Raw genomic sequence first — 26162 nt, forward strand, 5'->3', positions numbered from 1 at the left:
ATGAGTGTCCAGCACAAGGCGGACGTTGCGTTAAGCCAGCTGGTTGTGGTGGACGTGCAAACCAAGTTAGCCGTAGTCATGGCTGCTAACGACATGCAGGCCGTGCTTAAAAATTGCGGTATCTTGCTGCAAGCTGCCAATATGCTCAACGTGGCCGCGATTATTACTGAACAATATCCCCAAGGTTTGGGCCATACCGTGCCTGAGCTGTCTGCTTTTAGCCCGCATCTCCATACGGTTGAGAAAGTAAGCTTCTCTTGTTTGGCTGAACCTAAATTTAGCCGTCAATTAACGCGTGATCATGCACAGGTGGCGCTGGCGGGCATGGAGGCGCATATTTGCGTACTGCAAACGGCGTTAGATTTAATCGCCATAGGCAAGCAGGTTTTTGTGGTGGAAGACGCCATCATCTCGCGCAACCCAGCCAATAAAGCCAATGCAATCGCGCGTATGCGCAGCGCTGGCTGTATCGTTACCAATACCGAGTCTTTAGTGTTTGAGTGGCTAGGGGTAGCGCAGGGCGATGCCTTTAAGGCAATCAGTAAGCTGATTCGCTAACGGCACCTCTGTTTACTAAACAATACGGGTTGCTAGTCTAAGCAGTAATATATGCCTGCAACACGTTTAAGGTTTTTTGTGTTGCACCACGATTTTGTTCGCTAAATTGCAGGCTGGCATCGCACATGGCTTGCCTTTGCTGACTATGTGCAAATAATTGCTGTAGTTTTTGGCTTAATTCTTCTACGTTTTGCACCCGATTGGCCGCGCCGGCAGCTATCGCCATCTTGGTTGCTTCTTCAAAATTAAATGTATGCGGCCCTACCAGCACAGGTTTGCCCATGCTGCAGGCTTCAATCAAGTTTTGCCCGCCTAGTGGTAGTAAACTGCCGCCAATAAAAGCCACATCACAGCTAGCATAGTAAGTGAACATTTCCCCCATGGAATCACCTAATAGGTAATCAACCTCGTTGGGTACTGTCGCGCCGTCTAGCGTAGAGCGGCGCATGTAGGGGTGGCTGGCTTTTGTTAATAGCCCGGCCACTGCATCAAAGCGCTGCGGGTGTCTGGGCACAATAATGGTGAGTAGGTTGGGGATATTAGCTAGATTCACTGCCTCCAGAATCAGCTCTTCTTCGCCATCGCGCGTGCTGGCGGCTAAAAATACTGGGCGTGCTGTGCCTAATAGCTGGCGTAACTGGGCACCTAAGCTGTGTGCCGTGGCGTGCGGTGCAACGTCAAACTTGATATTGCCGGTAATGCTCACTTCGGTTGCGCCCAAGCTTTGTAGGCGGCTGGCATCGGCACTGGTCTGGGCGGCAATCGCGCTCAGGTTTTGTAAGCCTTGGCGTAATACCTGGCCTAATTTGGCATAGCCTGTGGCAGATTTTTCTGAAAGCCTGGCATTGACTAGTAGCACTGGAATATCGCGTTGTTTGCAGCCTGCAATCAGGTTAAACCATAGTTCGGTTTCCATCAGCGCACCTACTACCGGTTTAAAGTGCTGTAAAAAGCGTGCAACGGCAAATGGCACATCGTAGGGTAAATAAACGCGGCTCACGCTATCTCCAAAAAGCTGCTCGCTGGTAGCACGGCCAGTGGGTGTGGTGTGCGTCAGTAGTAATTGGTGCGTTGGATATTGGCTTAATAAGGCTTTGATCAGCGGCTCTGCAGCACGTGTTTCGCCAACCGAAACACAATGCAGCCAAATCACGGGCTTTTGCACCGGAGTTTGATAAAAGCCATAACGCTCACGCCAATGCTGTAAGTACTCGGGCTGCTTTCTACCGCGCCACAGTAATTTGAGCGGCGTAAACGGCAGCAATAGATAAAGCAGGCAGGTATAGAGGTTGCGCGTCATTTTGTTTATTGGTGTTGGGCAGGTGCAATATTGAGTTGTTGTATTTTCGCATAAATTTTTTCATATGGTTTTTTAAGTGCACCTACTCATATTTAATTAGCCGATTTGCCCCAAGCCAGCGCCAGTGCGGCCTTGAAATTTGGCAAGCGGAATTTACACTTTTAGATAAAAATATTTATCGAAAAACCGCTTGACCTACCACTACAGAATGATTAAATTACTAAAAAAACACAATATATAGTGGTTAATGCCTAGTTGTGGTGGTGTGAAAAAGTTAGTGTGTGCTTACCATCTTCAACTACGTTGCCGTTAAATAATACAGACTTATCTCATTGTTTTATCGTTGATTTAAGTCTACTAAAAAGAGGGTTAAATAATGCTAAAAGCTGTAGATACTGCTAAGAATTCAAGTACAGAGGTTGAAAAAGAGATTCCTGTTCAGCCTGTTTCACTGGATATTTGGGATAAAAAATATCGTTTGAAATCTAAGCAGGGCGAAAATGTTGATGCTGACATGGATGCCTCTTATCTACGCGTAGCGCGTGCTTTAGCCGATGTAGAAACCACAGAAGAAAAACGCGCTGAATGGCATGAGAAATTCTTATGGGCACTACGCCGCGGCGCTATCCCTGCTGGCCGTATTACTTCTAACGCAGGTGCGTTAGAGCATAAACCAGCCACCTCTACTATTAACTGTACTGTTTCTGGCGTTATCTCAGACAGCATGGATGATATTTTAGGCAAAGTGCACGAGGCAGGTTTAACCCTTAAAGCAGGTTGCGGTATTGGTTACGAGTTCTCAACCTTGCGTCCAAAAGGTGCGTTTGTGGCTGGTGCTGGTGCTTACACGAGCGGCCCGCTATCTTTCATGGATATCTACGACAAAATGTGCTTCACCGTCTCTTCTGCGGGTGGCCGTCGTGGTGCGCAAATGGCAACGTTTGATATCTCACACCCAGATGTGACTGACTTTATCAAAGCAAAACGTGAAAATGGCCGTTTACGCCAATTCAACTTGTCATGCCTCATCACCAAAGAGTTCATGGAAGCAGTAAAAGCGGACGCTGAATGGAAACTGGCATTCCCAGTGACAGAAAAAGAATCCATCATCGACAACCTGAATGTTAATGATGAGTCCCAAGTGGTATGGCGCGAGTGGCCAATCAAAGGCAAATATCTGACCAAAACTGACGGCGTAGATGCCGGTAAAGTGGCTTGCCGCGTGTACAAAACTATTAAAGCACGCCGTTTGTGGGATGTGATCATGTCCTCAACCTACGACTTTGCTGAGCCAGGCTTTATTTTGATCGACCGCGTCAATGAAATGAACAACAACTGGTTCTGCGAAAACATCCGCGCTACCAACCCATGTGGCGAGCAACCATTGCCACCTTATGGCGCATGCTTGCTAGGCTCAGTTAACCTGACCCGTTTTGTGAAAAAACCATTCACAGATGAAGCTTACTTCGACTGGAAAGAATACCGCGAAGTGGTAGCAATTTTCACCCGTATGCTAGACAACGTGGTTGAAATCAACGGCTTGCCACTGCAACAACAACGCGATGAAATCATGCGTAAACGCCGCCACGGCATGGGCTACTTAGGTTTAGGTTCTAGCCTCACCATGATGAAAATGAAATACGGTGAAGAAGACTCTATCAAGTTTACTGAAGAAGTGACACGCGTGATGGCAGAAGAAGGCTGGAGCGTGGGCGTGCAGTTGGCTGAAGAAAAAGGCGCAGCGCCTATCATGGATGAGAAATTCGAAATCACCGCAGACATGCTGGCAAAGCGCCCAGAAATGGCAGCAGATGGCATTAAAGTTGGCCAAAAAATCGCAGGTAAAGTATTGCTGGGTAAATACAGCCGCTACATGCAGCAGTTCCCTGAAGGCTTACGCAACCAAATCGCTACTAAAGGCGTACGTTTCACACACCATAGCTCTATCGCGCCAACTGGCACTATCTCACTGTCACTAGCTAACAATGCAAGTAACGGTATTGAGCCATCATTCGCGCACCACTATGCACGTAACGTGATTCGTGAAGGTAAAAAATCAAAAGAGAAAGTAGACGTATTCTCTTATGAGTTGTTAGCGTACCGTGAGCTGATTAACCCAAATGCGATGCCATTCAGCGACAAACCAGAAGAGCAGTTGCCAGATTACTTCCTGGATTCTTCAACCATTATGGCCAAAGCGCACGTGGATATTCAAGCGGCTTCACAAAAATGGATTGATAGCTCAATTTCAAAAACCATTAACGTGCCAACCGATTATGACTTTGAAGACTTCAAAAATATCTATCTATACGCCTACGATAAAGGCTTAAAAGGCTGCACAACTTTCAGATTCAACCCTGAAGCGTTCCAAGGCGTGTTGGTGACAGAAAAAGACTTAGAAAGCACCACTTACAAATTTACCTTAGAAGACGGCACTGAGATTGAAGCTAAAGGTAACGACGAGATTGAGTATGATGGTGAGATTCACTCAGCGGCTAATCTGTATGATGCATTAAAAGAAGGCTACTACGGAAAATTCTAATCATTAAAACGGCTGCGCTCGCGATTGCGTTGTTAAAAATCAGTTTTAAATCCTCATGTACTATTTGTACACTCCGGTTCAAAACTGATTTTCGCCTAGCACTCGCATCGCTCGCTACGTTTTACTGATTGAATTTTAGTTTAAATAGCAATAAGTCGTCATTTCGATGAAAGTCAGAATCCAGTGACTTAAAGCTAAACAACAAACAATATACGGAACGGGAAAGCCAAAAAGACCCCACAGGAGACCAAACATGGCGATTAAAATTGAAAAGAAAATTGTTAGCTACAACCTAGTGTCAGAAGAAGACAAAGCTAAAGCTGCAGAAGCAAAAGTAGCTGAAGCCGCGACCAACGTTGTACAGCTAGGTGAGCCACTTGGCCGCCCAGAAAAATTAGTAGGTAACACCTACAAAATTAAAACACCAGTGACTGAGCACGCGCTCTACATCACCATTAACGATATAGTGATGAACGAAGGCACGCCACAAGAGCACCGCCGCCCGTTTGAAGTGTTTATCAACTCCAAAAACATGGAGCACTTTCAATGGATAGTTGCGTTAACACGCGTTATGTCAGCCGTGTTCCGTAAAGGTGGCGATGTGACTTTCTTGGTAGAAGAGCTAAAAAGCGTATTTGAACCAAGCGGTGGCTACTTCAAAAAAGGCGGCAAATTTGTGCCTAGCCTAGTGGCAGAAATCGGTGAAGTAGTAGAGCAGCACCTACAAGAAATCGGCATGCTCAAAAAGCCAGGCCTAGATGAACACCAACAAAAACTGGTAGAAGAGAAAAAAGCGGAATACCTAGAAAAACACGCGAAATCAGGCGAAGAAGTAAATGAAGAAGGCTTCCCAAAAGGTGCGCAGCTTTGTAAAAAATGTAATACCAAAGCCAGCATTATTATGGATGGGTGTTTAACTTGCTTGAATTGTGGTGAAAGTAAGTGTGGTTAAATTAAAAAGGAGCTTAGGCTCCTTTTTGTTTGTGCGACACTCCATAAGTGACTAGTTTTACCCCATAAGCCGCTAGCACCAACCGCATAAAGCACTAGTAGAAAAGCCTGATAATTCAGGCTTTTTTATGGACATAGAAATTTGAAATCGTGCACTACCAAGTTATGGCGGTCATGTTTTAATTAAAGCGTAGGGTTGGTCATTAATGACTGCTAAAGCGGATTTAAGACCCGTCACGCCTTGCATTAAATTACAAACAATATTTACTTGGCCAAATACTCTTCGGTAGATAAGACCTTTGCATATCCAAACTCCAGTGCTGACATCAATGCAGTATGCACTTGCTCGGCAGGCACAATCTTTCCACCAAACTCTAAATCTCGCGTAGCACATGCATCATGTACTACCGTAGTTTTGTAGCCAAAGTCTGAAGCTGCCCGTGCTGTTGCATCAATACACATATGGCTCATTGCGCCAACAACGGTTACTTCCTCAATACCTTTCTCATCCAAAGTTTTCTTGAGGTCGGTCTTCAAGAAGGAGTTAGGATAGTTTTTGACTATAACCAGCTCTTCATCTGAGGGAGCAACGGTTGAGTGAATCAAAACTCCATCGCTTCCTGGCACAAAGAATGGCGCGCCAGGGGTGATAAACTCGTGGCGAATATGAATTACTGGAATGTCATTGCTGCGCGCATCTCCAATAATACGTGCAGCATTTTCTAATGCGGACTCAATGCCCGTTAATGGCAACTTGCCAGTCGGTAAATACTCGTTCTGAAGGTCTACAACAATAACTGCTTGCTTGCTCATGGATACGTCCTTTCAGGTTCATAGGTAAAAAGTTTTTAAGCGGGCCTCGCCAGCAGTGGTAGTAAGACATACCTGCGATAGCGAAATAAAGAATGGACAGTGGCTCTGGTGCTGCGCCACGGCATTGACCAAAAATTAAATTGTTCACTCACTTATTCCAACACGTTAATTGACCAAGGAGCCTTAATGGCACAATTTCAGCTTAAAAGCATTATGCGCGTGAGGTCATGTACCAACAATTGACCATTTTGACAACTTTCGATAGTATTGGGCCATTCTTTTATGGGCTTCATTTGCTATGACACCCTCCCGCGTTGCAGTTTTGGCTTTTGAAGGCGTAAGCCTATTTCATCTATCCGTACCTGGCATTGTTTTCAATGGCGTCAATGCCATATCGGATGAACCAAGTTATGACGTGCGCTATTGCGCGCAGGTGTCAGGATTGGTCCGAACCGATCAAGGCCTCATGATCGAAGTAAAAGATGGTTTAAATGCAATGCATGATGCAGATATCATTATTGTGCCTGCCTGGAGCGATGCGCCAGATGCAGCTGCTTCAAAAGATCTGATAGACACGCTTAACGAAGCTCACACTCAGGGAAAGCTGATTGTAGGGCTGTGCCTGGGCGCGTTTGTCTTAGGAGAAGCTGGGTTACTTGATGGTAGGAAGGCTACAACACACTGGATAGCACGAGACAGATTTGCCAAGCAATTTCCGCTCACGCACTTCCGCCCTGATGAGCTATATGTTGCTGATGGCAATATAGTGACTTCTGCGGGCACTGTTGCTGCCATTGATTGCTGCCTGCATTTAGTGCGTCAACGTCATGGCGCAGATATCGCTAACCGTACCGCCAGGTTGTTGGTTACACCACCGCATCGGCAAGGGGGGCAAGTGCAATACATAGAGCACCCGATACCAGAATTGCCGAGCGAAAACCGACTGCCCGGTGTGCTGGAATGGGCACGAGAACATTTGCCGGAACCTCTTTCGCTTGCGAAGTTAGCTGAAGTTGCTTGCATGAGTCGACGCACATTTACTCGCCGCTTTCGGGAAACTACCGGCACGACAGTTATCAAGTGGTTGAATGCTGAGCGTGTTGCTAGAGCACAGCAGTTGCTTGAAATCACAGACATGTCAATTGAAGCTATTGCTGGCACAGCAGGCTTTGGCACACCCCTTTCGTTGAGGCAGCAATTTTCAGCTCAATTAGGTATATCTCCATCTGATTATCGACGTACCTTCTGTAAAACAGTGAAAACACTTACTTCATGAAAGACTGATTTTTATTGAAGGCAATGTCAGCCATGAGTCGATGGAAGTGGTTTACAGTCTAAAGTTGACTGTCAGCTTTGCGGATTAACACGTTTTAGGCATGTTAGCGTGATACAACTGCCGTTCAGTTAAGTTTTTCTAACTTCAGCAATCGGCCCTAACCGGTCATTCGTATCCTCAATCGAGGATTCAACGTAGGTAAAATAGAAAGCGCAATCTCAGTCAGGACATGCACTTTGCGACAGCGTATAGTTTCGTCTCATTCATGGATGCACGGAGAGAATATGTCGAAGGCAAGCGCTTACGAGACAAGGTTCAACAGGGTTTTCGATTACATCGACAAACACCTTGGTGAGGTACTGACCTTGGAGTCGGTGAGCCAAGTAGCGAGTTTCTCAAAATATCACTTTCACAGGCAGTTTTCCGAATACACCGGAATAAGCGTCTTTAGATATATCCAGTTGATGCGGCTCAAACGGGCGTCCTATCGACTTGCTTTCAACAAGATAGAGATGATTACCGACATTGCATTGGATGCCGGTTTTGAAAATCCAGAATCGTTTTCCCGCGCATTCAAGAACGCTTTTGGGCAAACCCCTTCTGGATTTCGACGAAGCCCTGCATGGGAACCATGGAACGAACGATATCAATTACCCAATAGAGAAAGGAAACAAAGCATGGAAGTAAATATCATAGAGTTTGAAGAAACCAAGGTGGCTGTTCTGGAGCATCGAGGCACTCCCGCATTGATCAATGATTCGGTCGGAATATTCATCGAGTGGCGCAAGTCAAGCGGCTTGTCTCCAGTCAAGTCCAGCGAGAGTTTCGGAATTGCTTATGACAACCCCGACACGACGGATCCGGAGCAATTTCGTTTCGATATCTGTGGTTCGGTATCGGAAGATGTGCCTGACAACCCACAAGGGGTGGTCAACAAGATAATCCCACGTGGCCGATGCGCGGTTATACGCCACCATGGCTCACACGACAGGATAGGAACCTGTGCCTATTACTTGTATCGGGACTGGTTGCCAGAGAGTGGAGAGGAGTTACGCGATTTCCCGCTGTATTTCCACTATCTGAACTTGCTACCAGATACCTCTGAACACGAGTTGATTACGGATATATATTTACCGTTGAAATAAAGGTTGAATGAGTAAATGGGAGATATGTCGCCATTGACAGGTTCTGGCATAGGGTACTCATTCATCTTTGCGATGTGCTTACTTAATAGCCGTCATACGCCCGGAGATAATGGTGATACATCTAAGCAGACGCTGACAATTGGGGCTTACGGCGCAAAGCGGACACTGAAATAACACTTCACCCTCCGCAATTATCTTTAATTCTTTTCACAGCAGTCAGGTACTGAGGGTGTTATAACCTTTGTCTTTCAATTCAAACATATGTATCCAACCATTCCTAATAGTTGTCATTCGCTTGTCTAATTTATTTTTTGATACTTTATTAGAAGCCATAGCAACCTCACACACTGTTAACTTTAACCCTAATGCTTCCGCCTTATTGATGTCCTCAAAAAGAGACGTGTCATCAGCAATATCTTTAACCAATTCCCCCACAGCAACAACTTCAATCGTAAAGTTTTCCCCGATTTTTAGCAGCTGGTCTGCCGTGAAAACTGCAGCTTTAAAATGCTCAACATTGCCCACCATGATGGCAAATTTAGTTGATTTTCCTTCGTATATATTTGTATGTGAATCCATTGTTTGCACAGGAGTTCTTCCTATCCTCTTAATAGCTCAATGCTACTATGAAAAGTAAGCCTACTGTTACCAAAATCGCAATACGCTTTATCGATACCTTTAACAAGTTGATAAGTATTATTAACGTAAACCAGCACAAAATTGCTTATAACTTAGCTTAAATCTCAAACACTTGACATCCTGATTTGGTATGTATATTATAACTACCTACTAGTTGGTAGGTGGGTCTTTTAACCGTTAATAGGGGAACTAATAATGCAAACCAAAAACTTTGAAGGTCGCAAACTGTTGGTCGTAGGTGGGACAAGTGGTATTGGTCTAGAGACCGCAGTGATGGTTGCTAATGAAGGAGGCTCCGTCGTTGTAATCGGGAATCGCCCAGAAAAGGCCGAAGTAGCTCGTCAGCAACTTGCGGCCATTACAGGCGAAGGTAATGCATTCGCATTGACTGCTAATTTGGCTGATTTTGGTAGTGTACAGGCGCTCATTGAGAAACTGGCACTTGAGCACAGTGACATCGATCTACTGGTGAACTCTGCTGGCATTTTTTATCCAAAAGCATTTCTGGAGCATTCTCCTGAAGACTATGACAACTTTCTCAACTTGAACCGTGCAATCTTCTTCATTACAAAGCAGGTTGCAAGTGCTTTGGTTGCGCAGAAAAAGCCAGGTTCAATCGTCAATGTCACAGCCGTTGCCGCTCGCCAAGCCATTGAAACCGTTCACGCATCTGCTTATTCAATGGCGAAAATCGGCCTTGAAGCCATGACGAAGCATGTGGCTGCAGAACTTGCAGGAAACAACATTCGTATTAATGCGGTTGCTCCAGGCATGGTTGAAACCAAGATCTTCGAACGATTCATCCCTAGCGAGCATCTGGATAGCGCACTGGAAAGTTTCAATGACTTCCATCCGCTTGGCCGTAATGGTACACCGCGCGACGTAGCTGAAAGTATTATCTTCCTATTATCCGATAAGGCTTCCTGGGTGACCGGTGCTGTGTGGGATGTAGATGGCGGCATAATGGCCTCGCGTAAGCTCGGTAAGTAAGTAAAGAAGGACCGTATGTGGCTCTATATCCTGATGGTACTTAAATTAGGATGTATTGAATAATTCGTCGACCTAAAGTTGACTGACAAGTGACTATTTGGCAGTCTTCTGCTAATGTCAGGCGTTATGGTCTTTCTGACTCAATACAGGCAATTAGGAGTAAGTATGGCAATAGGAACACGGGACGCATTAGTTCAGGCCGCAGAAGGCCTGATGCGCACCAAGGGATACGCGGCGTTTAGCTACGCCGACTTGTCAGAAATGATTGGAATCAGGAAAGCAAGTATTCATCATCACTTCCCCACGAAGGAAGAGTTGGGAATCGCAATTGTCGAAGAATATATCGCAAGGGTGCGAGTTGAGTTCCAACGCATTGAGAATACGCATAACGATTTGCAAGGACGATTGAATGCTTATGTTTTAGCCTTTCGTGCTAGCAGTGAAGGCGGTTTATTACCTCTATGTGGGGCGTTGGCAGCCGAGATGGCAGCACTACCATCAGGTTTACAAACAATCACTCAACATTTTTTTGATATGCAGTTGAAATGGCTAACATCGATTCTTGACAAGGGAGTGGCTAATGGAGAGCTTTCGCAGGATTTTAAAAGTAGACAGAAAGCTTTCTTGCTATTGAGTATTCTAGAAGGCGCCAGCTTTATCAACTGGGCAACGAAAGAAAATGACGCAATCAGTGACAATATTATTCAACTGATTATTGAATAGATTTAGATAGCTATACAAACATAATAAACAAGACCAAAGTTGACGAGTGTCGCTTTGGCCATTTTTAAGGAATCATTGTCCACATTGGCCTGATTCCTTAAATTTAACCCAAAAAAACTACCGATTAGTAGGTAGTTAAAGATTTTAAATACTAAATAGGAGAAGTTTTTATGAAAAGAGTCAACGTAGAGATTTGGTCAGATTTCGCTTGTCCGTGGTGTTGGATCGCAAAACGACGTTTTGAAAAGGCTGTGTTTAGGTTGGCGGGAGAAGTCGATGTGATTGTTACACCTAAATCCTATCGACTTGCCAAAGGCGCAGCGCCAGAAGATTTCAAACAAGCCATCATACGTAAGTCTGTAAGTATTACGGCAGCAGAAAAGTTGTTGTCCATGATCGATGAGCGCGGCGCCCTAGAGGGTTTGAAATATAACTTTGACACCATGCGTTTTGGTGACACAAGTGATGCACATGCGCTTGTTAAAAGCATCTCATCGATAGCGGATAAAAACACAGCCGTTGAGAGAATTTTCCAAGCATATACCACCGATGGAATCGATATATTCAATAGAGATGTGCTGATTTCGCTTGTTAAAGACTTGGGTATTTCTGAAAGTGAGATAGATTTTGACTCTCCTCAAATTGCATCTGAAATTGCTCAAGATGAGTTAAAAGCAAATCGACTATCTAATGGTGTGCCTTTGTTCATATTCAATAACGGCTACCCGCTGTCAGGTGCGCGCGAAGTGGATGACTTTGAAAGTGCTTTGCTTAGAGCAGCAAAGGATGCCCCTGAGTTTCTGGATGATGTTTCTGGGCAAAGCTGTGGCATCGATGGGTGTGCAGTCTAAGCTTTAAGCGTTAAGTTTTATTGATTGGTAGCAACACGTAAATTCAGATTTAGCAAAATTCCATAGGTAAATTTGCTAAAACTTATTTCAAACGCGAAAGCGTAATTACTAAAAGGAGTAGCAAAATGAGTAACACATTAAATGGTATTGACCTCGTAGCTTTGCAAGGAATTGCGCAAAATGTAGCAGGAGCTGAGAATGCGTCTAAACGCAGCGCTAAGTTTAATGTTAAAACAAAATGGGAAAACCAAACCCGCACAGTGGCTACCGTCAGTCGCTACTCATTCCTTGGGACAGAACACCAACGACACTTTGAAATTGCAGCAGATGAACCGACGGAATTCCTTGGCCAAAACTCTGCGCCTAATCCTCAAGAGTTACTAATGTCTGCCCTCAATGCTTGTCTATCTGTTGGCTATGCAGTTAACGCTGCAGCAATGGGCATTACTATCCATAGCCTAGAAATTGAGACTGATGGCGAGCTCGATCTTCGTGGCGCGCTAGGAATGGACGAGAATGTCAATCCAGGTTATGACGAGGTGAGCTACGTTGTTAGGCTACATACTGATGCTTCAAAAGAAAAGGTCGAAGAGCTGCACAAGATTGTAACCAAAACCTCAGCGAACTATGCTAATTTCTCTAGAGCCATCCGCATGGTAACGAAGCTGGAAGTTCAAGAAGGATAGTCTTAAGTAACTAACTTGTAACCTAGCAGCCAATGTCTTTCTGTGTGATAAGTCCAGTGAAGTATCTAGCTGAGCACTTTTAAGTAAGGCATGGCTGCTAAATCAATTGTCAGTGACTAATATCGTCTGGAAACATAGTTGAATTAATGGGGTAAGTAGTGTCTCGCTGTGCTATCTATAAGACGCCCCCATGCAGATTTAACTCCATCTTCGCAAGGAAAAACTAGATTTAACTAAACAATTTATTCAGGTGATTGCTTACTAGATGTTTATTTATAGCGTCTACCAGATATTAATACCTGCTCATTAAAAAACTCAAGCATATACATTTACATATTTAAATGTAACAATGTTTATATTATTCACTTATCGAGGCAAATATGACAGTTTCAGCGCTCTTTCAATCCGTACAATTGGGTGATCTAACACTTGCTAACAGGATAGTCCTACCCCCACTGACCCGCTGCCGCAGTTCACAGCCTGGGAATGTGCCAAATGATATGATGGCCACCTACTATGGCCAACGTGCTTCGGCAGGCTTCATGGTAACTGAAGGGGCTCAGATTGAACCTCGTGGCCAGGGTTACGCTTGGACCCCAGGCATTCATTCTGATGAGCAGGTAGAGGGGTGGAAGAAAGTTACAACGAGCGTACATGCTAAAGGCGGGGTTATTTTCTGCCAATTGTGGCATGTAGGTCGTGTGTCACATCATAACCTGCAACCTGATGGAGCTGCACCTATTGCCCCCTCAGCAATACAAGCTAAGTCTGTGAAGGTATTTATTGAGACAGGACCTGGACAAGGTGCATTAACAGAGCCTAGCATGCCCCGCGAGCTAACAAATGCTGAGGTGAAGGAGTTGGTAGGACTGTACCGCCATGCTGCAGAAAATGCAAAGCTAGCAGGTTTTGATGGAGTAGAACTTCACTCTGCGAATGGATACCTACTTAATCAATTCATTTCTGAGCATACCAATCATCGCACAGATGAATATGGCGGCTCATTGGAGAATCGTCTACGCTTTCTAAAAGAAGTAACTCAGGCAGTCATTGACGTGTTTGGAAATGATCGGGTAGGTGTCAGGTTTGCACCTTTATTTGAAACGACTACCGAAGATAGGGTTTATCTAGGTTTGGTGGAAAGCGACCCACATGAAACCTATATTGGGGCAGCAAAAATGCTCAATGAGCTTGAGATTGCTTACTTGTCGATAGCTGAAGCCGATTGGGATAACAGCCCTGACCTACCTGAGTCATTCAGGAAAGAACTGCGTGAGGCCTTTGAAGGAGCTATTATCTATGCAGGTCGATATACCGCGGAGAAGGCTACCTCTGTGCATGCCAAAGGATATGGAGACCTATATGCATTTGGCCGCACCTTTATTGCAAACCCAGACTTGCCACATCGGATTTTGTATGGCCTACCTTTGAATTCGGTACAATATGATACCCTCTATGGAGGTGGAGAGTCTGGGTACGTGGATTACCCCTTTAGTACGCAGATAATGACTTAGAGAGTGGGCTTGCCCCACCAAGCAAATTATTAGGTGGGAGCACCATGGATCTAAATGAAGCAATGAAAATGCTGGCTAGCCCAACACGTCGAACGATTCTGGCGTGGCTGGACAATCCTGACCAGGCATTTAAGGAGTACTCCCAACTGTACCCCTATAAGGTTCATGGTGTATGTGCAAGTCTGATTCAGGACAAAATTGGCCTGTCACAACCGGCAACATCTTTGTGTTTAAAAGCCCTGCACAATGCCGGTTTTCTCGAAGCAACCAAAATTGGCAAGTGGACTTATTACAAGAAAAAATCCAATGTTATTGAACAAGTGCTAGCAGAACTACAATCTGAATTAGGCGATAAGGATAAGTCACTACAGTAAATGAAAAGGAGTGAGTACTGAGCAAACGTAGCCTCGCTAAAGTAGATTTAGTTGCTGGAATTTATTTTAGGACAAAAAAATAGAAGATTAAATTGCCAGCAACATCTTAAAGATCGATGGTAATGCTGATAAAGTAAAAAATACTAAAGATTTTCAGTTTTTAGGGAATTTTCGTACACCTCTAGGTTGGTTAATGCAGCTAGCAAATATGGAGTACGTACACCTGCTTCCAGCCCTTTCTTAACCATGTCGCCAACGATATGGTCAGCTTCAGTTCGATGGTTGATTTTCATATCTTTATACATTGAGGCTTCAAATGACGAGTTGTCTTTCGTCAATTGATCCAGCGCCAATTGTTTATCTTTCGCAAGTGGACGATAGCCATAGGCTGATGCAACAGTATTACATTCATCCAGAATACCCATAATAACTTGGCGACCAAACTGCGTATTCATAATCATGCCTATGTTGCCACGCATCATGCAATTTACTGCGGCAGCAGCACATAAAAATGTAAATTTTGACCATAAGTCAGCCAAAATATCATCGCTTACTTTCACATTAAAATTAGCATGTGACAATCTCTCCGACAGTAACTCCAGCAATGAATGTTGACTGCTATGGCGCACTCCTAATGTTAATGAATGTGAGGGTGATAGATGTTGGATATTCCCTTTTTCATCCATCGTCACACTTAAATAACAAAACCCACCCATCACCCGTTCAGTATGAAACTTTTCATCTAACTTTTGAAAATGGATCAGGCCATTGAGCAGTGGAATAATCGTGGTTTGATTACTAACAGCAGGACTTATAGTTTCTATAGCATCGTCTAGATCATACGATTTACAGGTGAGAAGAATGAGATCGTAAATACCACTCAAGCTGGCTTTTGTTACCGTCTTTACTTGTAGATGCGCATCACCAAAGGGACTTGTGATTGATAGTCCATTTTCATGCAGAAATTTTTGCCTATGTTCACGCACTAAATAAGTGACATCTAAGCCTGCTTGTTGCAGCCTTCCGCCAAAGTAACCGCCAATTGCACCACAGCCAAGAACCAAGATTTTCATGAAATCACTCTATTCAAATCATTCTTCCCAATCCTAAACCTAGTGCCACAAGCTTAACATTTTCAATATGTAGGCTAGACTTAGCATGCATGAATAAGATAATTCACACTGCTAAGTCTGGAGCCTAAGAACACTTCAGCTTTCATAAAAAGCTATCAGCTGATAATGTCTATGAGTTAACTAGTTGCGGGATCGTAAACAGGATAGTCTGTATACCCTTTAGCACCTATGACACCGTAGTAAGTGGAACGATCGCTTTCGGCAATGGGCCAACCGTGTTGCATCCGCGCCACTAAGTCAGGATTTGAAATAAAGGGCATCCCGAATGCTATCAGGTCTACATTATCTTTTTTCAACTCTGCTTCGGCATTGTCTTTGTTGAAACCACCAGCTGCCATTAAAGTACCACGGTAAAGTTGACGGAAGTTTTCGGCAAAACCCTCAGGGATTGGAGCGGTGCTCATGTTAGGTTGATAGTTCAGGTGTACATAGGCTAACTTCCTGTCGTTAAGTGCTGTTGCTATACTTAACCAAGTTTCAGCTTCTTCAGCAAACGGGCGGAAATCATACAGACGTCCAAAGGGAGAGAAGCGTACAGCGACTTTTTCACTGCCAATTTCGGCACAGAGAGCATCGATTGTTTCCAAAAGAAAACGCATTCTGTTTGCGATTGAACCACCATAAGCATCTTGTCGAGTATTGATGTTACTACTTAAAAACTGGTCAAATAGGAAGGCATTAGCAGCCATTAACTCGATACCATCAAATCCTGCTTCAATTGCACGTCTTGCTGACTTTACAAAATCATCAGTTACCCGTTTCACTTCTTCAGTACTCAGTGATCTAGGTTTACTAGGTAAAACTGGCCCTCCTACACCTGGCTCTACCCACGCAAATACACTGGTGTCAACAGCAGGCACTTCGCTTGCCGAAACAGGAGAAGCATTCCCTGGTTGGATTGATACATGAGACATTCTTCCCACGTGCCAGAGTTGCGCAAAAATAAGGCCGCCTTCTGCGTGGACTGCATCAGTAACCTTTTTCCATCCAGCTGCTTGCTCATCAGTGTGAAGACCAGGGGTGTATAAGTAGCCCCTACCTTCGTCAGATACAGGTAGCCCCTCGGTAATGATTAGCCCTGCTGATGCACGCTGTGCATAATAAAGTGCTGTAAGCTCATCCGGAACTAAATCAATCGCCCTTGTACGCGTCATAGGCGCCATAACGACTCGATTAGGCAATAAAGTACCAGACAAGTTATATGAAGAGAATAACTTACTCATGATGTGGAAGGCTCTTAACGGCATCTAGTACACGTGCAGAATACACAAGCGCTGCACCGGCGTTCATTGCAACAGCGACGCCTAACGCTTCAGCGATTTCAGCTTCAGTTGCGCCTTCTTTTACAGCCTCTTTAGCATGCACGGCGATGCAACCATCACATCGAGTAGTGACCGCTACGGCAAGAGAAATTAATTGCCTAGTTTTAGCATCTAAATGATTAGTTTTCGCGCCTGCGCCTGTTGCTATTTGATAGCCCTTCACGGTATCAGGCGTGAGTGCTGCTAAATCTCCTACGCGGCTCATCAGTTCATCTCTGTAATTATTCCAATCCATCATGATTTATTTCCTTTGATTAATATAAAAATATTGGCTTAACATTAACTAAGAACATCTGCCCAGATGTTCTTAGCCCATATACCTGCCTGTAATCCTTCCTCAAGAGAAGGGGCAGCAGAAACTCCGCCACCAGGTGCAGCATGCATATCACGGTCTTTTGGGTCATATCTATAGACACTGGCAACATGCATTGCTTGCTTGTCATCGACAAAGCTATAACAGGTGTTGGCAAAAACAGGCTGTTGATCCATGGCTTCTCCAGAAAGCTCTGCAATGATTGCTGCCGCACATACTTTTGCTTCAGAGGTTGCAACATGAGCTGATTTGGGGAGTGACGTATCGACTGAATCACCTAATACATGTATTCCTGAGATATTGCTCGATTCGTAATTCAAGTAATTGACCTTACACCAAGGCCTTCCTTGACTGCCCAACCCTGTATCAAGCGCCAATCTACTGGCTGTTTGAGGTGGAATTAAATTCAGCACATCCACTTTGTGAGTGTCAAATGTTGTTTTGACACTCAGTGTTTTAACATTGAGATTCTCAATTGCGCTGCTAGGTTGATATTCAATGATGTCGGCATATAAATCTTTCCATGCTCTCTCAAACAATGGGCGCTTTGAAGTGATTGCAGGGTTCGCATCTAAAATCAGTAACTTCGAACGTGGCTTATGTTGTTTTAGGTAAAAAGCGATCTGGCATGCACGTTCATAGGGGCCTGGCGGGCAGCGGTATGGAACTGGAGGGATGGTAATTGCTACCACTCCACCTTCTGGCATGGATTCCAGTTGCTTCTTCAATAATGCCGTTTGAGGGCCTGCTTTCCACGCATGAGGAATAACTGTTGCCTGCAGCTCAGGCGTCAGTGTAGGCAAATTTGAATAGTCAAAGTCTATCCCTGTAGCAATAATGAGACGATCATATGAAATCCGCTCCCCATTGACTTCCACAGTTCTACGATCTGAATCAATACGGCTTGCGATGCCTTGAATCATGCGAATGCCAGAACTGTCGCGCAAATGATCATAGGAATGTGTAATGCCTTGCATATTCATTGCACCAGAAAATACCTGATTACTTGTTGGACAAGAAATGAACTGTGGCCTAGGTTCGATTAGCGTCACTTTCACTCTGCCTTCGCTCCACATCCTTAGATATTTTGCTGCCGTTGCGCCACCAAACCCTGCACCTATAATCACAACATGTCCATATGACGAGGATGATTTTGCAATTGCGAATGATGGAAAAGCGACTACACCTAAACCTATCAGACTACCCTTAAGAAAGTGTCTACGATCCATTATTACTCCAGAGATTTTTTAATGGGATGCTTCCGAAAATAAGGACAAGCTCTAACCTGTTTAGCAAATAAAGTGGCTAGTTGCTCTATTTCTGTTTCTGTAAGTCCTTTAGCGTGTTGCACCATGACGTCATGCTCTTTATCAGAGCTTCGATAGTCTTTCATTTTGTTAATGAAGTAATCTTCATCCAACCCAGCTAAACTTGGAATAACAGTTTCATTGGTTGGCTGCCCCCCATGGCATGTAGCACAAGAAGAGGCGAGCGTACGTATATGTGTGCTGCTCTCTTCTGCATTAGCCGTTAGAGGCATCCATATCGCCATTAATATCGTCAGTGTAGATAACAAGGGGGCTTTTTTAATGTGACTGAAAGACATTATCTTTACTCCCACTCTAGCTGTGGGTAAGCGTGATTGATGTTACGTCGATTGATAAGGTCAAAAAACACCCAATTTGGCTTCTCTGCTTGTGCTGCGGTATCAATGGTTTTCTGCATATCTACCCCATTTTTTATCGCCTCACGCACATCTTTCAGTAATAAATTCAGATATGCGCCTTGTCTATCTAACATACCGTTCTTATCTTTAGTTGGATCACCATGACCAGGAACAGTCATTTTTGCCGGAACGGCCTTAAGACCTTCATTAACACTAATCCAACCTTTTAGGTCACCGTCTAAAGATGGTGTTTTGGTGATAAAAAGCAAATCTCCAGTCCAAAAAGTTTGAGTCTTTTCATCAAGAACGGTAAGGTCTGTATTAGTGTGCGACTTAGGCCATGCTTGTAAATGAAGCTTCCTATTGCCTAAGTCAACATCCATTACATTATTAACGACCTTGGTAGGTAAGATGATTTCACTTCCATTTGCGTCAGGGCCAAGAACGTCCAGTAAAGCGCGCATTAAAGATTCATGGTTGAGTGAAAGCGTACTAGGCAGGTTATGGTGTCCTATAAACTCTGGTTTATCTTGAGCAAATGCAGCATTTCCAAAGATATGGTCAGGATGTATGTGCGTATTGATGACATAGCGGATAGGTAGATCGGTAACCGCCCTGACTGCCTCGCGCAACTCAGTGCCAACTTTGTAAGACCCGCCGGTGTCTACGATTGCAACACTACTAGTGCCGACAATAAACCCGATATTAGCCATGTCACCGTGATAATCTTTATCAAAGTCGCCATGCGTGCCAATATGCACATAGACACCTTCTGCAATTTTGTTCATAGGTAGCGGCGTCGCACTTACAGGCACAGTGACGAGCGCGATGACTAATCCAATTCCAGAAATAAGCGCTTTCATAATCTAGTTCACTTTAACTTCGGTAGTTGTAGTGAAGCTCTTACCTTCGTTATCTTGAATAACAACTGTAAGTGTTCCAGATTTATCTGCTTTGAAAGGGAATTGGATATTTGGATCTTCACTTACGCCAATGTAGGTATCCGCATCAAATACTGTTTTACCCTCGAATGTTGCTACGATTTTGTTGATGAAGAATGCAGGTCGATAGCCTAAAGATACCAAGTCTTGCTGCAAGCCTGTGTACATAGGGTGTTTAATCAAAAGATGGGCTTGTTTTATAGCAGAGGTATTATCCTCTTTTACAGAAAGCTTCATCTTGCCTGCAGATTGCCTAGCAAGAGATTCGTCACCACCAATACTACCGCCACAACCGCCAGCTGCTCGAATAGGCACTTTATTCATGAAAAAGCGCCCATCACTCGTTTCTGCAACCACATGAATGTATGCATCACTCTCCATGCGAATTCTAGTATTGATTGCTGCTTTTCCAGAATCTGGTGAGAAATGATATACAGCCGTCAGAGGGACTGGGTTGGTATCAGCAATGATGGTAACTGACTTGATGTACTGACTTTGATCCTGAGGGTATTGGACGCTGAATTCGAATGGAACTTGTGCTCCACTTTCAGCACGCAAAGGAGCTTTGATGCTAATTGCATTATTTTCTTCCAAAGTTTTATTGGCGAAATAAGTCTGTTTCAGCGTCCCCCAATACTTATCTACCACCTCTGCATGGCCAATTTGCTGAAAGCTAATCAATACTGAAGACATTAAACCTAAGATCATTAATTTCTGTTTCATCTTAAACTCCTTTAGTTGAAAGATACCGACTAGTTGGTATGATATTCTTATGGTAATATTTGTCAACTACTAAAATTAGCTTTTGTTTAAAGGTATTACTATGAAAGAATCAAAATCAACTCTGTCCCGCAAGCGCATCTTAGAAGGTGCCCAGGATCTGATATTAGCTCGCGGGTTTTCAGCGATGACAGTTGATGCAATTTGTCAGTCTGCAGACATTACTAAAGGAGGATTTTTCCACCACTTTGCCAACAAAGAGGCGTTAGGTGAAGCCGTGCTTGCAAAGTTCTGGAATGATGCTGAAGAAAGGCAATTATCTGCAGCGTATAGAAATGAAACTGATCCTGTTAAATATTTAGAGGGATATTTAAGTAATGCAATTGAAGCTTACAAAGACCCTGTATTGCAAAAGGGATGCATGTTAGCCATATTTACAATGGAGTTGGCTGAAAGTAATGAGGCATTATTTAAATCTGCGTCACAGTATTTTGACAACTGGCGGACGGAGTTTATGGCAATGTTAGAGAGAGCATTCGCTACAGCAAACTCTTCAATAGATGTCCAATCTTGGGGTGATCTCTACATTTCAACCTTAGAAGGATCTTTGCTTCTAGCGAAAGCTAAAAATGACCCAAAGGCAATAACCAGAGCGTTAACATTATACAAATCACTACTCATGAGCTCACTAGTGGATTAGTTTCACAACTAGTGACAAACTAGTTTATGGCATTACTATATAACGCTGATGCTCCATAACTTCTAGCAAGACCAAGTATTGATACTTAGTAAGAATCACATCAAGTGGAAATAAAGGCAGTTGATAGGCATTCGCAGATGCCTATTTGCTGTATTTTTCAGAAACGACTAGCCACAGACCCACAAGAATTAAAAATGCTGAAACGATTATTTGTGCAGACAGGTATTCATCTAGCAATAAAATACCACCTACCGTAGTAATCAATGGGACAAGCAGTTGCAAAGTCGCGGATTTCGTTGAGCCTAAGCTAGGCAAAACACTATACCAAATTGCATATGCGATAGCAGACGTAAGGCTACCTGAAACGATTGAATAGATGACTCCTAAGGCATCCAGATGTGAATGCATGATTAAAACTGGAATCAACAGCAGAGCAAAAAATGCAGCTCGATAAAAACTACCGGCGGTATTTAAAATTGGAGAGATCGAATTGGTCCCGATGATCGTGTAGATGGCCCATGCCACACCTGAAATAACCATAAAGAAAGCACCAATCACTGGCGGCGTTTCAACACTAGGCCAAAGCAACGCAATCAATCCTAGGGTGGATATCGCAACCCCCACCTTTTGTAACAATTGAAGCCTGTGTCCTTTTTTCAATGCGTAAGCCAGCATAGTCATTTGCACCGTGCCGAATAATAGGAGCGCGCCAGTAGCAGCAGACATAGAAACATATGCAAAAGAAAAACCAGCAGCATAGATGAAGAGAGCTAAACCAGAAATCCAATTGCCCGCGAAATCAGAACGTTCATAACGGATCCGCACGAGGAGCCATAAGGTTATTGCACCAGCTGTAAGCCGGATTGTAGTAAAAGAGGCTGGGTCTATATGCTGGTCAACTAAAGCAAGGCGGCAGATGATTGAGTTTGCTGCAAAGGCAATTAATGCAATGCTCAATCTAACATAAAGTATATTGGTGCTAAGTCTCATAAATACTGGGATTACCTTTTTGTACACTTAGCAATCAATATATTACGATAGCAAATAACTACCAAGACCCTAGGCGATTAACTTTAAAAATTTATATATTGTATTTGATACCTAACTCTTAATTTATGTATCAAAAAAACTTTTATAAAATAACCTTTAAACTTACTTATGCTTATCACAGCAGATAGAAATAAAATTCAAAGATTAAAGATTTGTTTCAATATTGAGTGGCTGGTTAATGCCGATTACGGTCAGTTTTTGGCTAAAGTCGACCGTCAGCTTAGGGCCGAGAGCTGAAAAGCAGAAGGCCTCTTTTCAGAGGCCTTCTGTTTGGTGCGTTGTAAGGGACCATTGGTACGTAGCTGTCTCCGACGACCTCACTGTGCTACGTTTCTCACACAAAACCTATTCATTCTTGTGCTGTTCGGCCGGTTCTGTGTCTCAAGGGCTACAGACGGGCTAACACTTGTATGCATTTTGCCGCGTTGCTATACATTGTCAATCATTTTTTCAATTAATGTAAACCATTCTACATAATTGGCAATCACTAAAAAGTGCTATCTCATAAACCGCTATTAAAAAAGCGGTGAATGAAGTTGTCGCTCGACTAAAAATATTAGGCTTATCAAAATTTACAGTCGGGCTTGAAATGACAGATTTGTCAGTGCTAATGAATTTCTTGCAAGGCGTACAAATAGCTCGTAGTTATAAAATATTTTAATCAATCAAAGAAATATATTTTGTCAAATTAAGCCGCTAATCAGCGGCTTTTCTCATTATTCAGATTCTATTTTTATAACTATAGGTTCCTAGATTAACCAGTGGTTAATATTTATATATATAAATCATATAGTTACATTAAATTAACAATTGCATTTTTATTGAAAATAGATTAATTGTTATTGCTATAGCAAAACTTGCGTGATTAAAAAACTATGCTAATTTTGTTTTCAGATTACCCGGAAATTATTTTTATGGGTAGTTTGATTATGCGGCAGTTTTAACAACTGTCATTTTTGAAAGGAAGTACCGAAGAAAAGAAGCTTAAAGAGTGAGTAGCCTAAATTATCAGGCTACTAAAATGCAAAAGACCCAAGCGGAATGCACTTGAGTCAGTTGAGTGTAATACTTGAACTCCTAGTCCCCACTAGTTAATTACATTCTACGACATCAGTATGTTTTGTCAAATTTAAGACGATAGTCTTGGCCCCCTTGTACCCTAAACTTTCTAATTAGTAAAAAATACTGATTAGCTAGATAGGACTCCCTACGCCTAAATTTCTGAGTTACTCCATTTGATGCAAATTAGGAGTTAACAATGAATCAATTAATAGCAGTACCAGAAATACAAATCATCTTTCCGAAAGATGGAAAAGTCCGTAGCCGCAAAATAGTAAAACGTTCAAACGCACGCAACACTGGTAAGTATCCGAGTTGGAAGATGCAACGCATGATGCAATGGGAATCCGTTCATGAAGGCAATGCAATGCGTATCCTCGATGCATCGCCGCGAGTAATTTCTTTTTATGAGCAACCGTGCGAAATCATATACAAAATGAACGGTGAGCATCGCCGGCATTATCCTGACTTCATGGTGGTTGAAAGCCATCGTCGAGAGTTTTGGGAAGTTAAAACTGAAGTTGATGCAAACAGTGTGGAAGTTGCAGAGCGGACAGAATTCTTAAAGACATTTCTGCCTGAGTATGGATACAGCTACCTTGTTGTATTCGCTGAAAATCTGGCCAAACAGCCAAGGCTTGATAACGTTAAGCGCTTGAACAAGCTAGGACGTCATCCTGTTCCCATTATCGAGCAAGAGCGAATTAGGCGCATATTTAACAATAATCCGGTCATGTCTTGGGAAGCGTTCGAGCAACAATCTCCACAAACATTACGCAATGTCAGCCGCCTGATACTGGAAGGAAAACTAAGTATCGACTTCAATCAACCTCTTAGCTCTGCTACTTCAATTCATAGCAACTTTACGGCTCACTCTTAGGAGGCATCATCATGGCAATCGCATATTTTTGTAAAAATACAACGTTTGATATGGATGGACGTGAATACCAACTTAATCGAGAAATCGCAGCAGGTATTTGGCAGGTGCAGGAAGTTAGAACGGGTCGAATCCATGAGTTCAGTACTAAATCACTTCAAGAGCGTTATTCCGGCGGAGAGTTGGTATTCACCAAAGATGATAATGACGTTTTGAAGAAAGAGAACACGACTAAAAATATTTCGGTAAAGATTAATCGTCAGATTGAAGGTGCTGCTTGGGATAAAGCCAAAGTTAAGCGCATGTATGCTAAAGCAATTGAGAATCTGCCCAGTACAGAAGGTGTTGTGAAACAAGCGATACAGGAGGTTTGGGAGAAAATAAAACTACCAGAGAAAGCGCCACATTGGGTAAGTGTATGTGCTTGGAAGAAAAAATATATCACTCATGGCAAAGACGTTTTCGCATTAGGAGAGCAACACCAACGGAAAGGCAACAGAGTGCCACGCTATCCAATAGAGGTAATTGAAATCGCAGAAGATTGTATAGATCGTATCTATATGCGTCGTGAGCGCGGTACCGTAGAAGAAACTGTGGAGGAAGTGGTGGTTATGATAGAGCGTGAAAACAAACAGCTCCCAATGACTATGAAACTACCTCGTCCCAAAAGAAGGTTGATCGAACGATTGATTAATCTCATACCTGCCTTTGACCGATGTGCAGCCCGTTATGGCCGTTTAGCTGCAAATCGCATCTATCGAAGCAAAATGAGACATTTAGTTACTAAGAAGCCGCTTGAGTCTGCAGAAATTGATCATACCAAGCTAGATTTGTTTGTGATTGATGATGATTCACATATTCCACTTGGTCGACCCTGGCTCACTATCTGTATTGATAGTCATACGCGTTGTATTTTAGGCATCTACATTGGCTTTGAACCACCTAGTTTTCTGACGGTAGGCAAATGCCTAAAGCATGCTTTCTTACCTAAGACTAATTTACAGCAGCAGTTTCCTGATATCAGAAACACATGGGAAGCACATGGTGTGATGGAGCAATTGTATGTAGATAATGGTTTGGAGTTTCACAGCGTTAGCTTAGAAAAGGCATGTTTTGCATTCGGAGTTGAGATTATCTACACCCCTCGCAAAACACCTTGGTTCAAAGGCAAGGTTGAGCGCTTCAATCGCAGCATTAATGACGATGTTAGTCATGGTATCGCTGGCACAACCTTTAGCAACATCTTTGAGAAAGATGACTATGATCCAGCTAAGCATGCGGTTGTTACACTGAGTACTTTGCGTCGCATTATTCATAAATGGATTGCAGATTGTTATCACCAAAAGCCACATCGTAGTTTAGATCGGCAGACACCAGCTGTCGTTTGGGCTAGCAGCATTAATCCAGAAGATATTGCGTTAGCAAATAATCCTGCAGAATTGGATGTGCTGTTAGGTAAAGCAGTAGAAGCTAAAAAGGTTACACACCAAGGCATCGAGATTAACAACCTGCTCTACAACTCACCGGAATTGATGAAATTGAGACGTCAATATGGTGAAAGTTTAACCGTAGATATTCGGGTGGATGAAAGTGATGTTGGTCACTTGTATGTGATTCTAAAAGGCAATCAGGGTTATATCGAAGTCCCTGCGCTCAATCATGAATATGCAAACGGATTGACGCTGTGGTTACACAATATATGCCGTAGCTATGCCAAGAAACACTTCAAGAAAGTTGACGTGTATAGCTATGCATTGGCTAAGACCGAGATACGCGAAATTGTTGAGCAAGAGCTAAAACTGAAACGCCGTAAATCAAATAGTAGAGTTGCGCGCCACCAGGACACCAATCAAGCAGCCAACGCTAAGAGAAGGGAGAAAGCAGGAGCAGATGTTACGAAGCCATTGCCTGCCCCAGCTACCTCAAAAGTGAGTGCAAATAGTAACCCCGTGCCTATCACTCGAAACAGGCAGAAGTACGTTCCAATTATTGAACAACGTGCTTAATCATTTGCAAAGG

Annotated in this window: 25 protein-coding genes; 14 read left to right on the forward strand and 11 right to left on the reverse strand. The window is 43.3% G+C overall.

The annotated features are described in order from the left end of the window. Positions 1-558, forward strand: a complete 558-nt coding sequence (locus MMOL_RS00230) for an isochorismatase family protein (RefSeq protein WP_012777415.1) — start codon at positions 1-3, stop codon at positions 556-558. A 37-nt stretch (positions 559-595) separates the two neighbouring features. On the opposite strand, the gene waaA is transcribed toward MMOL_RS00230, so the two are convergent. Continuing rightward, a complete protein-coding gene (gene waaA / locus MMOL_RS00235; protein ID WP_012777416.1) occupies positions 596-1858 on the reverse strand; it encodes a lipid IV(A) 3-deoxy-D-manno-octulosonic acid transferase in 1263 nt (420 codons plus the stop codon). A 376-nt stretch (positions 1859-2234) separates the two neighbouring features. Here waaA and MMOL_RS00240 point away from each other — a divergent pair, with 376 nt between their 5' ends. Beyond that, the gene (locus tag MMOL_RS00240) at positions 2235-4400 is read left to right on the forward strand and encodes an adenosylcobalamin-dependent ribonucleoside-diphosphate reductase (protein WP_012777417.1); all 2166 of its coding nucleotides are present in this window, start codon (positions 2235-2237) and stop codon (positions 4398-4400) included. A 253-nt stretch (positions 4401-4653) separates the two neighbouring features. Next, on the forward strand, positions 4654-5352 hold the full coding sequence (locus MMOL_RS00245) for a TSCPD domain-containing protein (protein WP_012777418.1): 699 nt from the start codon (positions 4654-4656) through the stop codon (positions 5350-5352). A 263-nt stretch (positions 5353-5615) separates the two neighbouring features. Here MMOL_RS00245 and MMOL_RS00250 read toward each other — a convergent pair whose 3' ends face one another. Then, positions 5616-6164 carry a cysteine hydrolase family protein gene (locus MMOL_RS00250; RefSeq protein ID WP_012777419.1) on the reverse strand — a complete coding sequence of 183 codons (549 nt, stop codon included), beginning with the start codon at positions 6162-6164 and terminating at the stop codon, positions 5616-5618. A gap of 298 nt (positions 6165-6462) precedes the next feature. Here MMOL_RS00250 and MMOL_RS00255 point away from each other — a divergent pair, with 298 nt between their 5' ends. Together MMOL_RS00255 and MMOL_RS00260 are read left to right on the forward strand one after the other, a co-directional pair. After that, complete coding sequence (locus MMOL_RS00255; RefSeq protein ID WP_012777420.1) at positions 6463-7440, forward strand: GlxA family transcriptional regulator; 978 nt, start codon at positions 6463-6465, stop codon at positions 7438-7440. A gap of 284 nt (positions 7441-7724) precedes the next feature. Next, on the forward strand, positions 7725-8585 hold the full coding sequence (locus tag MMOL_RS00260; RefSeq protein WP_012777421.1) for an AraC family transcriptional regulator: 861 nt from the start codon (positions 7725-7727) through the stop codon (positions 8583-8585). A gap of 216 nt (positions 8586-8801) precedes the next feature. Here the strand turns inward: MMOL_RS00260 and MMOL_RS00265 are convergent, their stop codons facing one another. Next, positions 8802-9164: a hypothetical protein gene (locus tag MMOL_RS00265; protein WP_420794742.1), complete on the reverse strand. Its 363-nt coding sequence runs from the start codon at positions 9162-9164 to the stop codon at positions 8802-8804. 255 nt (positions 9165-9419) lie between these two features. Between MMOL_RS00265 and MMOL_RS00270 the strand changes: the two genes are divergently transcribed. The 6 genes from MMOL_RS00270 (at position 9420) to MMOL_RS00295 (ending at position 14362) form a co-directional block, all read left to right on the forward strand. Next, complete coding sequence (locus MMOL_RS00270) at positions 9420-10214, forward strand: SDR family NAD(P)-dependent oxidoreductase (RefSeq protein ID WP_012777424.1); 795 nt, start codon at positions 9420-9422, stop codon at positions 10212-10214. Positions 10215-10379: 165 nt separating this feature from the next. After that, on the forward strand, positions 10380-10937 hold the full coding sequence (locus tag MMOL_RS00275) for a TetR/AcrR family transcriptional regulator (RefSeq protein ID WP_012777425.1): 558 nt from the start codon (positions 10380-10382) through the stop codon (positions 10935-10937). 170 nt (positions 10938-11107) lie between these two features. Then, on the forward strand, positions 11108-11788 hold the full coding sequence (locus MMOL_RS00280; protein ID WP_012777426.1) for a DsbA family oxidoreductase: 681 nt from the start codon (positions 11108-11110) through the stop codon (positions 11786-11788). A 125-nt stretch (positions 11789-11913) separates the two neighbouring features. Then, on the forward strand, positions 11914-12474 hold the full coding sequence (locus tag MMOL_RS00285) for an OsmC family protein (RefSeq protein WP_012777427.1): 561 nt from the start codon (positions 11914-11916) through the stop codon (positions 12472-12474). Positions 12475-12854: 380 nt separating this feature from the next. Next, on the forward strand, positions 12855-13988 hold the full coding sequence (locus MMOL_RS00290) for an alkene reductase (protein ID WP_012777428.1): 1134 nt from the start codon (positions 12855-12857) through the stop codon (positions 13986-13988). A 44-nt stretch (positions 13989-14032) separates the two neighbouring features. Next, positions 14033-14362: an ArsR/SmtB family transcription factor gene (locus tag MMOL_RS00295; RefSeq protein WP_012777429.1), complete on the forward strand. Its 330-nt coding sequence runs from the start codon at positions 14033-14035 to the stop codon at positions 14360-14362. Positions 14363-14505: 143 nt separating this feature from the next. Here MMOL_RS00295 and MMOL_RS00300 read toward each other — a convergent pair whose 3' ends face one another. The 7 genes from MMOL_RS00300 to MMOL_RS00330 form a co-directional block, all read right to left on the reverse strand. Then, positions 14506-15435, reverse strand: coding sequence for a ketopantoate reductase family protein (locus MMOL_RS00300; protein WP_012777430.1), 930 nt, complete (start codon positions 15433-15435; stop codon positions 14506-14508). A 176-nt stretch (positions 15436-15611) separates the two neighbouring features. Next, the gene (locus MMOL_RS00305) at positions 15612-16718 is read right to left on the reverse strand and encodes an alkene reductase (RefSeq protein ID WP_012777431.1); all 1107 of its coding nucleotides are present in this window, start codon (positions 16716-16718) and stop codon (positions 15612-15614) included. Continuing rightward, complete coding sequence (locus MMOL_RS00310) at positions 16711-17055, reverse strand: carboxymuconolactone decarboxylase family protein (RefSeq protein WP_012777432.1); 345 nt, start codon at positions 17053-17055, stop codon at positions 16711-16713. The genes MMOL_RS00305 and MMOL_RS00310 overlap by 8 nt, the downstream gene beginning before the upstream one ends. A gap of 41 nt (positions 17056-17096) precedes the next feature. Beyond that, positions 17097-18359 carry an NAD(P)/FAD-dependent oxidoreductase gene (locus MMOL_RS00315; protein WP_012777433.1) on the reverse strand — a complete coding sequence of 421 codons (1263 nt, stop codon included), beginning with the start codon at positions 18357-18359 and terminating at the stop codon, positions 17097-17099. Between the two features lie 2 nt (positions 18360-18361). Further along, on the reverse strand, positions 18362-18736 hold the full coding sequence (locus tag MMOL_RS00320) for a c-type cytochrome (protein ID WP_012777434.1): 375 nt from the start codon (positions 18734-18736) through the stop codon (positions 18362-18364). A gap of 5 nt (positions 18737-18741) precedes the next feature. Continuing rightward, entirely contained in the window at positions 18742-19659 is a 918-nt protein-coding gene (locus MMOL_RS00325) for a quinoprotein relay system zinc metallohydrolase 2 (RefSeq protein WP_012777435.1), read from the reverse strand. A 3-nt stretch (positions 19660-19662) separates the two neighbouring features. Next, positions 19663-20460: a quinoprotein dehydrogenase-associated SoxYZ-like carrier gene (locus MMOL_RS00330; protein WP_012777436.1), complete on the reverse strand. Its 798-nt coding sequence runs from the start codon at positions 20458-20460 to the stop codon at positions 19663-19665. 100 nt (positions 20461-20560) lie between these two features. Here MMOL_RS00330 and MMOL_RS00335 point away from each other — a divergent pair, with 100 nt between their 5' ends. Next, positions 20561-21157 (forward strand): TetR/AcrR family transcriptional regulator, encoded by a 597-nt coding sequence (locus tag MMOL_RS00335; RefSeq protein WP_012777437.1) that lies wholly within the window; start codon positions 20561-20563, stop codon positions 21155-21157. Positions 21158-21298: 141 nt separating this feature from the next. On the opposite strand, the gene MMOL_RS00340 is transcribed toward MMOL_RS00335, so the two are convergent. After that, on the reverse strand, positions 21299-22147 hold the full coding sequence (locus MMOL_RS00340) for a DMT family transporter (protein WP_012777438.1): 849 nt from the start codon (positions 22145-22147) through the stop codon (positions 21299-21301). A 1318-nt stretch (positions 22148-23465) separates the two neighbouring features. Between MMOL_RS00340 and MMOL_RS00345 the strand changes: the two genes are divergently transcribed. Beyond that, positions 23466-24146, forward strand: a complete 681-nt coding sequence (locus MMOL_RS00345; RefSeq protein WP_012777439.1) for a TnsA endonuclease N-terminal domain-containing protein — start codon at positions 23466-23468, stop codon at positions 24144-24146. 11 nt (positions 24147-24157) lie between these two features. Then, positions 24158-26149, forward strand: a complete 1992-nt coding sequence (locus MMOL_RS00350) for a Mu transposase C-terminal domain-containing protein (RefSeq protein WP_012777440.1) — start codon at positions 24158-24160, stop codon at positions 26147-26149. Positions 26150-26162: the final 13 nt, after the last annotated feature.

Origin of the sequence: Methylotenera mobilis JLW8, from assembly GCF_000023705.1 — a bacterium.
Taxonomy (GTDB): Bacteria; Pseudomonadota; Gammaproteobacteria; order Burkholderiales; family Methylophilaceae; genus Methylotenera; species Methylotenera mobilis.